The following is a 15,114-nucleotide window of genomic DNA, read 5'->3' on the forward strand; positions in this document are numbered from 1 at the left end:
CATCTGTATCTCCTAATCACAGGTTTCTGCTACATCCATTCAGGGAGTAATCACAAGTTTTAAAACATGCTCTGGCTGGACCTCAGGACGTTCCAGCCAGAGCGATCCGGGTCATGCCACTGGAATCGTATTCATGACCACCTGTGCAACCAACATGTAGACGGGAATACCGATGGTAACATTGTAAGTAAACGTAAGCCCCAGAGATGCCGCGAGAGGCAGCGTGGGACTGGCTTCGGGGATGGCAAGTCTCTGCACAGCGGGTACAGCAATATAGGATGCTGCCCCACATAAAACGGCAAAGAGAGCATAGGTCCCCAGGTCAAAAGGCTGCCCGAGCACAATGCTGTAGCCATGGGCAACCAGAATTCCAAATGTTGCAAAGACGTTCGGAGCGAGTACACCAAACATGATGAATCGCCAGCCGGCGGTCTTGAGATCTTTCAAACGACGGCAGGCGGTGATGCCCATTTCCAGCAGGAACAGACACAACATGCCATGAAAAATATTAACAAACAGAGTATCGTCTGCCCGGGTCACGGCTTCCCCCTGCAGTCTTCCCAGAAACCCGATGATAATCCCGCCAAACAGCAGGTACAGCCCGGGATTCAGAAAGACTTCATGCAGAAGCTCTTTACTGAAGATCGGTTGTTTATCCGTTTCGACATCCAGTTCCTGTTTTGAAGCTGTGACCGTTTGACGTCTGTCTGCAACAGCGGTTGCAGTACGACCGTGGGTGGGACTGGCATGGGAGCGGGTTATGGGTTCGTCTGTTTCATCTTCATCGATAGTGATTTCTCCTGCCCCGCCAGCCCCGGCCAGCGCCAGCTCTGGATGGACCACAGGCTGATAACCGGGTTCATGCGGCATATTCCCTTGAGGATCCATCCCTTTCTGACGTAAGCGTGAAACCAGATAAAGGGCAACCAGACATCCTGGTATTTCCATCACCGCCAGCATCACAGGCATGTAAGCAGCGTAGGCGATGTTGGCAGCCGAAATCACACCCAGGCAGGTTACGAATGTTCCCGCAGAGTCAGATCCATAAAACCCAGCCACTGTAGCCGCATCGACCTGTCTCAGTTTTGTGCCACGTTTCAGGACCAGGTAAGCCACAATCCCAATACACAGGTTTGCAACAAAGCCGATCGCCATGAATCCCAGTGCCTGTCCAAACTCGGCCAGTGAAAGCGACGCCAGCTCTTCCCCTCCGTGCCAGCCGATGGCAACCAGCAGGTAGAGCGTCAAACCCTGGTACACGGCTTTGGGAAATTCAAAAGGTACTTTCAGAATAGGAATCAAAAAGCCCATGTAGAAAAACAGAAGCAGTGGTTTGAAAAGGTTATGAGCAAAATTATGAAGGAATTCTTCTAACAATCGAGTACTCCTCGGGTTGGCAGGTGTTGTCCGTCGTTTTGCCGAACGGGAATTTCACTTCATTCCGTTTTGCAGACAGCAAATGAACAATCCCTTCCTCTTGCAATCAGCATACCAGCAGATTCAAATTACCAGTAAAGTTTTCCCCCTTTGCGATTTCCTCCTGAAAAACAGTCGTTTTACAAATGAAATATTTATTTACGCTTCTATCCCCAGAGCTGATAAACGGAATCCAGCCCCCTTCCCGAGGCTGACAGGTGCAAGATATTGCAGACCGAACGCAACAACATGCAGAACAGAGACCGGGACTACTGATTCGATCGCATCTCAAATTGAGTTTCCTGGATACGTTACCCGGATGCGTTGCCCGCCGAGAAGTCTTTGAAATCTCTGGATTTCATGCGGTGCTGTCACTACTACAGGATGTTCATCTGAGAATGAACGGGAGATATCTGGTAGGATCTGTTTTCACAGCCGCTCCAGCCGGGAGATCCGGTGGGGCAGTCAGAGCTCCAGAAAGCCAAACGGATTCCCGAGCGCATGACCTTCAATCGTAGCGTCTCTCAATCTATTCAGCTCGGTCCAAATGTGTTGTAGACGCTTCCGTAAAACCAGGACACAGGCTCATGACAGATTTATTGTCTACGAATGAAATTGATTATCGATTCAGTGTGGCTGTTTGCCGGCTGTTGCATCAGGTCGAGATATCGATCCGGACTGTCTGCTGTGGATGTAGGGAATTTTCTCTAAAGGCCCGGAGGAGTCAAGCGGAGATGAATAAAAGCCGTTGGCGATACGCGCTGATTTGTTCTGATGCCGGGATGATCAGGCATGATGCCGGGGCGGGAGTGGGTCGATGTGTGTCGATAGATGGAGTTCTTTTGAGCAGTTTTTCATTGAATTGTGCTGAAACAAGGGACTTTTATAGTGCGGATCCAGTAACTGGTTCGCAGTCTTTCGTTAAAAAAATACTGTTTTATGCGTAGTCGGTTTCACGGATCATCGCTGACAGCCGTCAAAGGGAATTGATCCAGAGAGGGATTTATGAAAACAGGTCAGTCTGATTCTGATCACAGGGTGGTTTTAGTGCTGCGAGATCTGTTCCTGCTCGCTACGTTTCTGTTCATCCACGGCTTTGTGGTGTTCCCAGTTACCGCCCGCGCCGGAACGCCGCTCATCCAGGTTTCTCAATACACTGGCTTTTCCATAAAGCAGAACGCGATCGTTAACCTCCAGCTCAGTCTCTCCCCGGGGAGCACCGACATAGGTTGTATCCGGCTTTTCAATCCCCAGCACGAGGATCCCTTCAGAATCCAGTTTGAGCTCATTCAATGTTTTTTCAGCAAGCCAGTCACCCGGGTTCACATTCAGTTCCACGACGATATAGTCATCCGTCAGATGGAGGAGCCCTGCATAATCTCGAATTTCAAGATCGGTCCAGCGCTGCAGCGCGTTCTGAATGATTCGGGAGATACGCTGATCAATCCATTCACTGTAAGCGATCATCCACAGCAATGATAATCCCCCGGCCAGCAGCGCGACTCGTAACCAGAGACCAGTATTCGAGTCGGCCCCGACAAAGGAGATGATCAGAGATGAAATCGCCGTCACGATCCCCGCATTTCCCAGAATCATCAGTGTCATGATAATTTTGCGACGAACGGGGTGACGCATGACCTTTTCGGTTTCACTGGAAGTGAATCCGGTACTGGTAAAAGCGGACCGCGCCTGAAAGCGTGCCAGCGGAGTGGAAAGCCCGGTCAACGTTAATGCGATTGTTGCCACGCGAACCACAATGATCGAAACGACAATAATCACAATCAGTGAAATAATCGCGAACATGTTACTGTTAAGTTCAAGTTTTCAGGACAGATTCACATTACTACGAAACTGTTATTTTTTCGCAATAACCCAGACGGCGTGAACAAGACCTGGAATATAACCACAAAGAGTTAGCACAATGTTTAACCAGAAATGCATTCCCAGTCCGACCTGCATTAACACTCCCACCGGTGGCAGAATGATTGCCAGAATGATTCTGATCACATCCATGAAGGTAGAAGAAGATTGTTGCGGAGTATGGTGCGGATGAGGTTGAACGTGTTGAGAGTACTGAGTTGACATAATCTATTTCCTTTCTGAATTGCGTAATGCAATCTGCTGAGATGTCACTTGAGACGAACACTGAGTTCACAGTCATTCCGATAACGATCCTGATTCGCTTCCGGATCAATTATTTTCAAAGTGACTTAACAGAATAGAATGCACATCCCGTACCAATCCACCAACACGGTGAACACAAACTGTACAACCTTAGAAAACAGGGCTTTTATGTATTTTATGGACCGAAGAACCACAGACCGGGAGCGCAAAACTGGCTGCAAAGAGACCGGCTTGAATGCACAGACACCATTTTTGACTGGATCCAGGTTTACTGACATAATCCAGGTTTACTGACACATCTCCCGGCCAGTGGGGCCAGGGGATCAGTTTGAGTGATGCGATCCTGAATTGTGATGCGTTCTGGAAAACTGTTGATGCAGAAATTTCAATCCCCAAACATCATTGTCAGCAAGCATCAGGACTGTTCCGCTTTCCAGGCAGTCAGCGCTTCATTGAGACGGCTGTATTCTGATTCCAGCTTTGGAATCACTGCCTGCACTTCCTGAAGATCACCCTGACGTCCATATTCCTCGATCGTTTTTGCCGCTTCGACAGCTGGGTAAGCATTAAAGTTGGCACAGAGCCCCTTTAAACTGTGCGCGGCGCGTGTCAGCTCTTCTGCATCACCGGCGGCTGTCTGCTGATTGATTTCTGCCAGCAGTGTCGGTGCATCTTCGAAGAAGAAGCTGACCATATCGTCGAGAATTTTGGGATCATCGCCGACCCGTTTGAGAGCGGCCTGCATATTGATGGCCGGCCGGGAATCTGCCGTCGGCTGATTTTCCGGTTCAGAACCAGACTCAATCGGCTTAGCTTCAGCCTGTTGCTGTAAGAGTTCTGAACTGTCAGAAAGATCCTTCTTCGAGTCAATTTTTCCATTACGCATTGCCAGTCGCTCCAGAACCAATATCAGTTTATTGGCATCGATTGGTTTAGAAATATAGCTATCCATGCCTGCAGCAATACATTTATCACGATCGCCGCGCATGGCATAGGCCGTCATCGCAATGATGGGAGTATGCACACCGGAGCCATATTCCTGCTCACGAATCATGACAGTTGCCTGCAGCCCATCCATCGTAGGCATCTGCACGTCCATTAATACGACATCAAACGGTTCACTTCGCAGATAGTCTACCGCTTCGCGACCATTATCGGCAATCACACAGTGGTGTCCCCGTTTCTTCAGGATCGCCGTAATCACTTTCTGATTTGCGGGTGTGTCTTCGGCTACCAGAACTCTCAGTGGCTTTGTTGATTCTCTGATTTTGTTGATAGTGGAGCGTTCCAGATGAGGCCCTTTTAAGGCAGTCATGATGGCATCCAGGAGATCAGACTGGGATACTGGCTTTTCCAGATATGCGGAAATATCAAGCCCCTGGCATCGCTCGTTGAAAATCTGATGGTCGGCTGAAGACAGCATCAGAATCGTCGCGGAATCAAGCAGACCATCCTGTCTGGCTTTTTCGAGCAGCATAAAACCATCGGTTTCCGGCATGAGCGCATCCACGATCACCAGTGGATAATTCTGATCGCTCTCCCTGAGGGCAGAGAGTTGATCTAATGCATCCTGGGCAGACTCAACAGGAGTTGGGGCCATGGACCAGTTCGTCAACATCTCTTCCAGAATCACACGATTCGTCTCATTATCGTCGACTACCAGAACCGGAAGATCCCGTAATTCCGAGACGGAGGATTCGACGTCATCCGTTTTCGACACTTCCGGTTCCGCTACCGTCAGGCTGACTTGAAATGAAAAGCGACTCCCTTTTCCCGTTTCACTGGTTAAGAACATTTTCCCTTGCATTAAACCAATCAGTTCATGACAGATCGCCAGCCCCAGGCCCGTGCCCGAATAATGCCGCGTGGTCGATGCATCCGCCTGCGCAAAGGGGGCAAAGATCCGTTCCTGATCTTCCGCTGCGATTCCAATACCTGTATCGGACACACTGAATTCCAGCAGTGGTTTTTCTCCCGGCGGAATGTGGGAGAGTGGGTCTGCTGCCGACTGCTTAACAGAATCTGCAGAACCTTCAACCGAAGACTCAATCACTTTGACGTCAACCACCACTTCACCCTGCTCTGTGAATTTGATCGCATTCCCTGCCAGATTCGTCAGTATCTGCCGCAGGCGAACCGGGTCACCCAGAACCTGAGTCGGTACCCGTTTATCGATTCGGCAGATCAATTCCAGACCTTTCTCGCAGGCCCGCAGCGAAAGTGTTTTCACTGCTTCATCGAGCATGACCCGCAGATTAAATGGCACCGGCTCGAGTTCAAAACGCCCTGCTTCCAGTCGCGAAAAGTCCAGAATATCATTCACCAGTAGAAGCAGTGAATCAGCGGAATCTTTAGCCGTCTGTAAATAATCCCGCTTGAGGGGCGTCAGGTTTTCCTGCAATGTCAATTCGAGCATCCCCAGAATCGCATTCATGGGAGTTCTGAGTTCATGACTGACATTCGCCAGAAATTCGCCTTGCGCACGGGTTGCCTGCTCGGCTTCATCCTTTGCCTTGCTGAGTTCTTCTTCACGCCTCCGCCTGGCAGTGATGTCTCTTTCGATACTGGAGGATCCGACGACCTGATGATCCATTCCACGAATGGGAGAAACAGTAATGGCCACATCGATAATGGTTCCATCTTTCCGCATGCGTCTCGTCTGAAACTGATCCAGCCTGCGTCCTGTTTTCATCGCTTCCAATATCTCTGATTCTTCACGGGCCATGCCCGGCGGTAACAGAATCGATACGGTTTCACCAATCACTTCGTCTTCCAGCCAGCCGTAGATCACCTCGGCTCCATTATTCCAGGAGGAAATTGTCCCATCGGGCGCTTTTCCTATAATTGCATCTCCCGAAGAATCGACGATGGCAGCCAGTCTCGTACGTTCTTCCTGCCATTGAACCCGTTCGATCACATGCCTGATCAGATTACTGACTCCGCGAGATAACGCCAGCAGATTCAGGTCGGGCGAAGTCAGTTTGGTATTAAAAAATTCGACAACCGCGATTACATCGCCGTCGAGTTTTACAGGAAATGCGAAAGCGGAGCGAACATCCAGTCCTGCGAAGTTTCGCTTATGAATGATTGTATCTTCATTTTCAAAGTTTGTGATCCAGACTGGTTCGCCACGACTCCAGACGTAACCCGGAATATCTTCCCCGGGCGCAAACGTTTGCTTCTCTGATTCAGTACGCAATTCCAAAAAATGATCTCGATTTTGCAGATGCCAGATCCGAGATGAAATCAGACGATTTCCCCCTTGTTTTCGCAGATAGGCATGACCAATGGGCCAGCCGGATATTTCACCAAGATTGGCAACACAAATTCGTAAAGCGTCTTCCAGGGCATCATTGGTTGAAGACGAAAAGCTTGCCTGTTGCAGTAAAGCCGCCTCAAGTTTCTCACGGGCAATCAACTGCTCAGCTTCTTTTCTGTCTGAAACATCTCTGACAAAAGCATTGAAGATTATCTGACCGTTCCATTCAATCTGGGTCACCATCATTTCAATGGGAAATTCATGCCCGTTCCTGCGGAGCGCCGTCAGTTCCATTTTATTGTTGATGACCCGCTTTTTCCCCGTCGTTTTGAACAACCGAAGCCCCTCCTGGTACTGCTCAACATATTGGGGAGGGATGATTAACTCGCAAACGGGATTTCCGGCTGCTTCATTTCTGGACCAGCCAAAAATTTCTTCTGCCCGCCGATTCCAGTCCAGGACACAACCATCCAAATTCATGGTAATGACGGCATCCATCGCGGAATCGACAATTGTCTGCAACCGGTCATCGGAGGCCCATAAAGCATCATTCGGGAAATCTGGCTTTGATGAGAGTCCCATTCGTTTTTGCGCCCGACTGGAAATAAAGATTAGAAACGTTAGTGAATTTTTGAAGTGGAAAGGGATATGACATTAATTTAACAAAATGAACTTGAAACGTCCACGACTAGCCCCACCGGGCAGGAAATCTCAACCAGTATCGGGCAATATTTCTCTAACAGCAAAGATCTTCAGTATAATACTCTCGCAAACAATTTCGCGTTGATTGCTCTATCACATCATCTGGGAGTTTCTAAAGCTTGAGGCTGCTCAGCACTGACGTCTGGTTCAGCTTCGACGGGTTCTTCAGTATCAATTTCGTCTTCTGCCTTGTCGATCAACTTTCGTCCTTCCCTGGCTGCATCTTTCACCAGGTCTTCCCCTTTTTGAACTGCTTCTTCCGTGTCCTTTTTTACTTCATTTTTATGAATGGTCATACTTGCGCTGTCATCCTTCTCAGAAAAGGAAATCCAACCTCCCAGCACCATTGCGACTAAAGCAACTATAATCAGTACGATGATGATGACGCTTCGCATCTGCCTTCTCCAGTAAGATGAACTATTGCTGCCAGGGAGAAATAAACCGGACCGACGGCACTTTTTAGAGCCGTCGGCCGATCGCCTCAGCAGTTTCGCTTCAAGAGTAACGTTGACTCATCAAAGCTCTATTCTGTGGGGATCCTTTTCCCTGTCAGCAGGCTGATGACTGCTAATATGAGAAAGATAAAGAAGCAGATTTTGGCAGCGCCATAGGCCATGCCGCCGACCAGACCAAAACCAAAGAGTCCCGCTACCAGTGCAATTACTAAAAACATCAATGCCCAACTCAACATGGTGATACCCTTTCAATTAGTGGGATTGTAATCTCCTCTGAAACCGGTCTCTCAATTCCGATCCGGCTGATAATAAAAGGTCAACAGACCAACCAGCCAACCAGGAATGCCCTGGCTCATTTGATTTACATGTTTCAATTTTTATTCGCGATGCTGCGATAAAACTGAATATCGCAATCGCTGTGCCAAGTTGGACCACCTGAAAGATGAATCAACGTAAAGCATTATACCAGAATACGATAAGAATCTGCCAAAATGCACATACGCAGATCTTGATGCAAAAAATCGATTGCTGATCGCTCGCCAGCCAGGGAAATTGCGCGTTAAGCGACCGCTGTCAGTTCTCTCAGGAAAAGAGGCTCCAGACTGGACAAAGTTTAATAAAACAGTAATCCAGGAGAATACCAGCGCAGGCTGCACGACCATCTGTTGCAGCTGCCGGCTGATGCGATTTTACGAATGACTAATCAGCGTCGTCATCAATACTCACTGTTTTCGCCAGCGAGATGCCAAACTGGGCAATGCGATCGCGAATCTTTCCGCGCGTAATACCCAGGATTTCTGCAGCACGAGTCTGATTACCTCCGGTTTCATTCAAGACTCGAGTCAGCAGGTATCTTTCCATGGCTTCCAGAGTCTCACTGTATAAATCCGTCGACTGTTCAGCGAGACGTTGATCCACAAACAATCGTAAATCCGATAAGGGAAAATCATCACTTCCCACATCCATTTGTGTATCAAACGGCATAGCCTGGGTGTTGAACCGCCTGGACAGTTCCTCCGGCAGAAAAGAAGGAACAATCACTGGAGTCGTACTATTCAACAGTGACTGCCGAACGACACTCTGCAGCTCTCTGACATTTCCAGGCCAGTGATACTGAATCAATAGTTCCAGCGCTTCTGAAGAAACTCCTTCCGTCTCAGTGCGCCCCATTTCATAACATGCCTCATTCAAATAATGCTCAACCAGCAATGCAATGTCATCACCGCGATTACGTAAGGGAGGCAGTGAAATGGTCATTCCATTGAGTCGGTAGAACAGATCTTCGCGAAACAAACCCGATTTCACCATATCTTCCAGATTGCGATTCGTAGCGGCAATAATTCGTACATCGGTTTCAATTGTTTTATTGCCTCCGACCCGTTCAAACTTTTGCTCCTGCAGCAGTCGCAATACTTTTCCTTGAGTCAGTTGCGACATATCTCCCACTTCATCGAGGAATATGGTTCCCCCGTTGCATTGTTCGAATTTACCGATCCGTTGTCGGTCTGCCCCTGTAAATGCCCCTTTTTCATAACCAAACAGTTCACTTTCCAGTAACGTTTCGGTTAAGGCAGCACAATTGACTGCCATAAAACATTCTTTGGAACGAGGGCTATGCTGATAGATTGCCCGGGCAACCAGTTCTTTACCGGTACCGCTTTCCCCCCGGATCAGAACATTGACGTTTTCCGCCGCCACACGTCCGATCGCCTTGAATACTTCCAGCATTTGTGGACTGCGGCCTACAAACTGGTCCCCTTTACCGGTTTTGGCATCGCCTACCGGTAACGCTACCGGGATATTCATCAGCCGACGTGTCTCAATGGCTTTCTGTGCCAGCAGATTCAATTTGGGGAGATCCAGTGGCTTGGCAAGATAATCAAACGCCCCCAGTTGCATGGCCTCAATCGCAAGGTTACTCTCGCTGGAAGAAGTGATAAACACGACGGGCAAACGTCGATCCAGTTTATGTATCTCTCGAAAAATATCCAAACCGGATACACCAGGCAACATGATATCCAGTAGAACGACTTCCGGCGAACTCGCACGAATCGCATCCATGGCTTCGTCTGCAGTACCTGCGGTCATGACGTCAATGTTCACTTTTTCCAGTGATCGGCGGACCATTTCCCGTACAGTACGATCATCATCCACTACTAATGCCTGAGACATATCTTTATCTTTTTATCCAAACTGATTTATTGAAGTGCTATATTTGATTTCACTTGTATAGTGCCATTCTATCAATCTCACTTCTGCATTACAAAGATCCGTAACGAAAATCCATGACAACTGGTTTCCTTTCTGAACCAATAACCAAAACTGAATTGAACTTAGAACGTCATTCCATCAGGAATGTCATGAAAGCAGGTCATTAAACAGAATTATATCGGGAAACAAGTTCAATCAAGAGGTTTTCTTTTCCTGGAGCGGAAGAGAGAAAGTAGCTCTGTCTCTACTGATCCACCTAAACCAGGACAGGCCCCCTTTCTGGTCAATGATGAAATTATACTAGAAATCCGGTTTACGATTGATTGACTGTATGTAGTTCCAGGTTTACACTTTAAGCATCAATCACCTGCTCCCGAAGGCAGGTCACCAGCAGGCCTATGACAGCCCTGCGGCGAACTAACCATGTACGCCGCAGGGCTTTTTTTATTGCCAGGCTGTGTTTCCTCGCTTTGCTGACTGATTGTCAAGCAAACCGGTTCCTCAGCGGTCGCTTAAAACCAGCTTTGAATGGAATAACTGAGACTGCGAATCGTTTCGAAAAGAAAATTGAATTCAGCTTATTTCATTAAAAACAAAGAGCCTTTTGTATGATTAACAATGATTTTCGTGATGAACGAAAGGAAATTTCAGCGAGTGGCACACGATCTGCATTTCGTCTCCAGGCAGAACCAGGAAAGGAGACAGAAATGTTTCGGAGCACCAATGAACTCAATGGCTACAAAGTTCTGGCAACCGATGGAGATTGTGGAACAGTTCAGGATTTTCTGTTTGATGATGTTTCCCACATCATGCGTTATCTCGTAGTAAATACCGGGGGATGGCTTACAGACCGTCAGGTTCTGATTTCGCCCGTTGCCATCGATCAGCCGGATTTAGACAGCTATGAATTACCGACCGTACTTTCAAAAGCAAATATAGAAGCCGCGCCTGCTGTAGAAACAGAACAGCCTGTCTCACGACAGTATGAAACAGCACTCGCGTCGTTCTACAACTGGCCTGTTTACTGGGGAAGTTCGCTTACGCCTGTGATGAACCGTCCCACCGCTTCGGTGGAACTCGAAGAACGTGTTGCGGCCAGGGATGGCGACCCCCATCTACGAAGTGTCAACGAAGTGACAGGCTATAAAATTCAATGCATGGAAGACACGATAGGCCATGTGGAAGACATGATTGTCGATACGGAAAGCTGGAGTTTACGATATCTGGTGATTGATACCCGTAACTGGCTGCCAGGCAAAAAAGTGATTATCGCTTTCGACTGGCTCACTCATTTTACGTGGGAAGATCACAAAGCACATCTGGATTTAACAAGATCACAAGTGGAAAACGCTCCCACCTATGATCCTCGACTCCCTGTCAATCGCGCTTACGAAACACAACTCTATGATTTTTATGGACGTCCTACTTACTGGTAGCGCAGCTGAGAATCCATAAAAAAACATATCTGGCATGAAAAAGCCTAACTACCTGATTTTAACGGGCTCCCGGTGCGCACACAGCGAACCAGGTCAATTTAAATAAAAAGGAAACCGTTATGAAAAACAGCATCATCAATTCATGTTTCTTATCGCTGGCTCTCCTGTTGATGTCAGCCACAGCATTCACCCTGGCAGGTTGTGAAGAAAAAGAAAAAGTACTCGATATCGAAACACCGAATGGTGAACTTGAGATTTTACGTGACAAGGGAGATGGCGACGTCGGTGTGGATCTCAAGAAGAAAGAGTAACGCGAAAACCAATCGTTTTGCTGATTACCAGTCTGGAATCAGCAGTAATATCACTGTTTAAAAAGATTTATTTCAATACTGGAGAAGAATGATGAATTCAGATCAATTCGAAGGAAAATGGAAACAGATTAAAGGTCAGGCGAAACAGAAATGGGGAGAGCTGACCGACGATGAAATCGACCAGATAAACGGGAAGCGGGAAAATCTGGTTGGCAAAGTCCAGGAGCGCTATGGAATCGCCAAGGAAGAAGCAGAAAAACAGGTCTCTCAGTTTGAGAGTTCCTGCCACTGCTGAAACTGATCACTTTATGAATATTTAAAACTATCATCAGCTGATAATAAACCCTGCAGATGATCCAGGACTGCCAGCGAATATTCGCTTAAACGGAATTACATACCGGTTTTTTGAGTCAGTCAGCTGCATTGTCAAGACAGGAAACATTATCAGCTGTGATAGTTACTTCTGGTCATATCAAACTTCAAATTCTTTGAAACCCGTGGGAGAAATAAGATGAAACGATTTACTGCACTCGCAAGTATGATTGCGTTTAGCGTCACTGCTCTATGTCTGGCCGGAAGCACCTATGCATTCGACAATCCAAATGAAGAGAAAGTACAAGCACCGGAAAACTCCAAAAATTCCAAAGCTGACAAAAAAGCATCCAGGGCTGATAAAAGAGCCGATCGAGTTGATAGAAAACATATGGATAAAGCGGGCATCGTGACCCGCGCCAGTAAACTGATCGGCATGAACATCCAGAATCCTCAGGGAGAGAGCCTGGGTGAAATCAATGACCTGGTCATGAATACTTCCACCGGGGAAGTCAAGTATGCAGCTGTGACTTACGGAGGATTTCTCGGGGTGGGAAACAAAATGTTTGCCGTGCCCTTCGAAGCATTCAACATCAAGCAGAAACCGGATTCAACAGAACACACACTGGTTCTGAACGTGAATCAGAAACAGCTGGAAGGCGCGACTGGCTTTGATGAAGATCACTGGCCCGACTTCGCGGATGCGAGCTATCTTTCTGATCTCAATAAACGCTATAATGTCAAACACAAAAGAATGAACAAAGACGAAACACGTCAGACCAAAGCAGGTAAATTAGATCCCAAGACTTCGGGAAAAAATGTACGAGTCAGCCAGTTAAATGGTATGAATATTCAGAACGCAGAAGGAAAAAGTGTGGGTGAAATCAATGATATTGTCATCAATGCTTCACACGGAAAAGTTCAATATGCGGCTGTCACCTACGGGGGTTTCCTCGGGGTTGGCAACAAGATGTTCGCAGTTCCATTCAAAGCATTTGAAATAAAACAGAATCCTGAAGAGCCGGAAGAGCAGATTCTGGTTTTGAATGTCACACAGCAACAGCTCGAAGGAGCCCAGGGATTTGATGAAGATCACTGGCCCGACTTTGCAGATCCTGACTTTTCCAAAGAGCTTCATAAACGCTATCGGATTGAAGCTGATCACAAAGACCGTGATGTGAAAGTGAATATCGATACCTGATCCGGATCAGGACTTGATTGAAAAGCTCCAGTGTTCCAAACGCTGTGAGGAGTGATTTACTGCTCACAGCGTTTTTTTGTATCATTTTCCAGTCTCATAATACCATAATTGAATACAATCATTTGTATCCATCACTGCTTCCTGCAAAACAACTTTTGAGAAACAATATAGAAGCGGAGCCCCTCAAAGCATGAGAGCACGACTTGAGAATCTATGGGATTCTTTCCGAACCAGTTTCTGGTTTGTCCCGACGATCATGGCTTTAATGGCAATTCTACTGGCATACGGCACAAATCAACTGGACAGTCTGTTGATTCATTCTGAGCGATCTCTCAGTTGGTTTACCACGACTGCGCCTGCGGCCCGGTCGACATTATCCTCAGTAGCCGGAGCCACGATTGCGCTGGCTGGGGTGGTATTTTCAATCACAATTGTGTCACTGTCAATCGCGTCTTCTCAGTATGGCTCCCGTCTCGTGCGAAATGTGATGGGCGCCAGCATTGCTGACCTCGTGATTGGCCAATACGTCGGAACCAGCCTGTATTGCCTGCTGGTGCTGCAGAATGTCAGAGAAGCACAGGGGGACAGCCCTGGGTTTACTCCTCAGGTGGGTACTTCAGTGGGTCTGCTCCTGGGACTGATCAGCATGGGAATGTTGATCTGGTTTATTCACCATGTGGCCACCGCGATCCAGGCTCCCACCATTATCACAGAAGTCTCGCATGATCTGGAAGAGGCCATTGACCGTCTGTTTCCAGAACGAATGAGCGAGGAATCTGAAAATGAAGTCGATGCGGAACAACCTGATGTACTGAAACAGCAGACATTCCAGGAAATCCTGTCCAGTGTCGGAAAAAATAATGTCACCGTTCCTTCCCATAAAGAAGGCTATATCGAGGGAATCGATGGAGGAAGCCTGATCTCTCTGGCTTTGGAGTTGAATGGCGTTGTCGAACTCATGTGTAAACCGGGTGACTATATTACAAAAGAGCAAATATTAGCACGTATCTGGTTTCAGGATGCGACAGAAACTGAGGAAGCTCATCAGGAACAGACAGAATCGGTTTGCAATACCGTTCATCGGGTCATCATTATCGGACACCGGCGTACTCCACGGCAGGATGTCAGTTATGCTGCACTGGAACTGGTAGAAATTGCAGTACGGGCACTCTCTCCGGGTATCAACGACCCTTTCACTGCGATGACCTGTGTAGACCGCCTGGGAGGTGCGATGGGGCGGTTTGCTGAACGTCCCAAGCCAGCTCAAATTCGAAGAGACAGTGATTCAATTCCTCGGGTACTGGTGACATCAGCAGATGACTTTGCAGATGTTTTAACAGGCTCTTTTGGAATGATCCGGGAATATGGTTTCAGCAGTACTGCGGTTTCACTCAAGATGCTGGAAGCACTGTCTGGAATCGCCAGCCACGCATCACGCCCAGACCATCTGAAAACAATTCTTCAGGAAGCAGAAGCATTGAAGAGTGCATTTGAAGACCATCACATTGTGCAGACAGACCGAATCAAATTTCAGCAGGCATTCCTGCGGTTAACTGAGAAATTGGAGCCAGGCTTGCAAACCACGTAGGAGCCAATCCAGTTAATGGCAGGTTCCTTCCAGATAAGTTTCCATCAATCATAAACGTCAATCATAAACGTCAATCATAAACGTCAATCATAAACGTCA

At 47.6% G+C, this 15,114-nt stretch carries 12 protein-coding genes; 5 read left to right on the top strand and 7 right to left on the bottom strand.

Translation table 11 applies throughout. The features are described from left to right. Nucleotides 1-111: 111 nt before the first annotated feature. From AACZ40_RS22545 to AACZ40_RS22575, 7 genes are all read right to left on the bottom strand, one after another. Complete coding sequence (locus tag AACZ40_RS22545) at nt 112-1,377, bottom strand: sodium-dependent bicarbonate transport family permease (protein WP_291167088.1); 1,266 nt, start codon at nt 1,375-1,377, stop codon at nt 112-114. A 1,083-nt stretch (nt 1,378-2,460) separates the two neighbouring features. Beyond that, nucleotides 2,461-3,219: a TrkA C-terminal domain-containing protein gene (locus AACZ40_RS22550; RefSeq protein WP_291167086.1), complete on the bottom strand. Its 759-nt coding sequence runs from the start codon at nt 3,217-3,219 to the stop codon at nt 2,461-2,463. A gap of 51 nt (nt 3,220-3,270) precedes the next feature. Next, nucleotides 3,271-3,501, bottom strand: a complete 231-nt coding sequence (locus tag AACZ40_RS22555) for a YqaE/Pmp3 family membrane protein (RefSeq protein WP_291167084.1) — start codon at nt 3,499-3,501, stop codon at nt 3,271-3,273. A 454-nt stretch (nt 3,502-3,955) separates the two neighbouring features. Continuing rightward, complete coding sequence (locus AACZ40_RS22560) at nt 3,956-7,381, bottom strand: PAS domain S-box protein (RefSeq protein WP_291167082.1); 3,426 nt, start codon at nt 7,379-7,381, stop codon at nt 3,956-3,958. A 218-nt stretch (nt 7,382-7,599) separates the two neighbouring features. Continuing rightward, nucleotides 7,600-7,896, bottom strand: a complete 297-nt coding sequence (locus AACZ40_RS22565; protein ID WP_291167080.1) for a hypothetical protein — start codon at nt 7,894-7,896, stop codon at nt 7,600-7,602. Nucleotides 7,897-8,024: 128 nt separating this feature from the next. Beyond that, nucleotides 8,025-8,192 carry a DUF1328 domain-containing protein gene (locus tag AACZ40_RS22570; protein WP_291167079.1) on the bottom strand — a complete coding sequence of 56 codons (168 nt, stop codon included), beginning with the start codon at nt 8,190-8,192 and terminating at the stop codon, nt 8,025-8,027. A gap of 463 nt (nt 8,193-8,655) precedes the next feature. Then, a complete protein-coding gene (locus AACZ40_RS22575) occupies nt 8,656-10,128 on the bottom strand; it encodes a sigma-54 dependent transcriptional regulator (RefSeq protein ID WP_291167077.1) in 1,473 nt (490 codons plus the stop codon). Between the two features lie 746 nt (nt 10,129-10,874). On the opposite strand from AACZ40_RS22575, the gene AACZ40_RS22580 reads away from it, so the two are divergent. The 5 genes from AACZ40_RS22580 to AACZ40_RS22600 all read left to right on the top strand — a co-directional run bounded on the left by AACZ40_RS22580 (nt 10,875) and on the right by AACZ40_RS22600 (nt 15,015). Next, nucleotides 10,875-11,603, top strand: coding sequence for a PRC-barrel domain-containing protein (locus AACZ40_RS22580; RefSeq protein ID WP_291167076.1), 729 nt, complete (start codon nt 10,875-10,877; stop codon nt 11,601-11,603). A 119-nt stretch (nt 11,604-11,722) separates the two neighbouring features. After that, nucleotides 11,723-11,914: a hypothetical protein gene (locus AACZ40_RS22585; protein ID WP_291167075.1), complete on the top strand. Its 192-nt coding sequence runs from the start codon at nt 11,723-11,725 to the stop codon at nt 11,912-11,914. 88 nt (nt 11,915-12,002) lie between these two features. Then, on the top strand, nt 12,003-12,209 hold the full coding sequence (locus AACZ40_RS22590) for a CsbD family protein (protein ID WP_339675946.1): 207 nt from the start codon (nt 12,003-12,005) through the stop codon (nt 12,207-12,209). Nucleotides 12,210-12,425: 216 nt separating this feature from the next. Then, nucleotides 12,426-13,427, top strand: a complete 1,002-nt coding sequence (locus tag AACZ40_RS22595) for a PRC-barrel domain-containing protein (protein WP_291167074.1) — start codon at nt 12,426-12,428, stop codon at nt 13,425-13,427. A gap of 190 nt (nt 13,428-13,617) precedes the next feature. Continuing rightward, entirely contained in the window at nt 13,618-15,015 is a 1,398-nt protein-coding gene (locus AACZ40_RS22600; RefSeq protein WP_291167073.1) for a DUF2254 domain-containing protein, read from the top strand. The last annotated feature ends 99 nt before the right edge of the window (nt 15,016-15,114 follow it).

The organism is uncultured Gimesia sp. (assembly GCF_963972345.1).
Taxonomy (GTDB): Bacteria; Planctomycetota; Planctomycetia; order Planctomycetales; family Planctomycetaceae; genus Gimesia.

Coding starts and splice junctions, on each gene's coding strand:
- AACZ40_RS22550 (WP_291167086.1), bottom strand. CDS start 3,219: ATGTTCGCGATTATTTCACTGATTGTGATTATTGTCGTTTCGATCATT.
- AACZ40_RS22555 (WP_291167084.1), bottom strand. CDS start 3,501: ATGTCAACTCAGTACTCTCAACACGTTCAACCTCATCCGCACCATACT.
- AACZ40_RS22560 (WP_291167082.1), bottom strand. CDS start 7,381: ATGGGACTCTCATCAAAGCCAGATTTCCCGAATGATGCTTTATGGGCC.
- AACZ40_RS22565 (WP_291167080.1), bottom strand. CDS start 7,896: ATGCGAAGCGTCATCATCATCGTACTGATTATAGTTGCTTTAGTCGCA.
- AACZ40_RS22570 (WP_291167079.1), bottom strand. CDS start 8,192: ATGTTGAGTTGGGCATTGATGTTTTTAGTAATTGCACTGGTAGCGGGA.
- AACZ40_RS22575 (WP_291167077.1), bottom strand. CDS start 10,128: ATGTCTCAGGCATTAGTAGTGGATGATGATCGTACTGTACGGGAAATG.
- AACZ40_RS22580 (WP_291167076.1), top strand. CDS start 10,875: ATGTTTCGGAGCACCAATGAACTCAATGGCTACAAAGTTCTGGCAACC.
- AACZ40_RS22585 (WP_291167075.1), top strand. CDS start 11,723: ATGAAAAACAGCATCATCAATTCATGTTTCTTATCGCTGGCTCTCCTG.
- AACZ40_RS22590 (WP_339675946.1), top strand. CDS start 12,003: ATGATGAATTCAGATCAATTCGAAGGAAAATGGAAACAGATTAAAGGT.
- AACZ40_RS22595 (WP_291167074.1), top strand. CDS start 12,426: ATGAAACGATTTACTGCACTCGCAAGTATGATTGCGTTTAGCGTCACT.
- AACZ40_RS22600 (WP_291167073.1), top strand. CDS start 13,618: ATGAGAGCACGACTTGAGAATCTATGGGATTCTTTCCGAACCAGTTTC.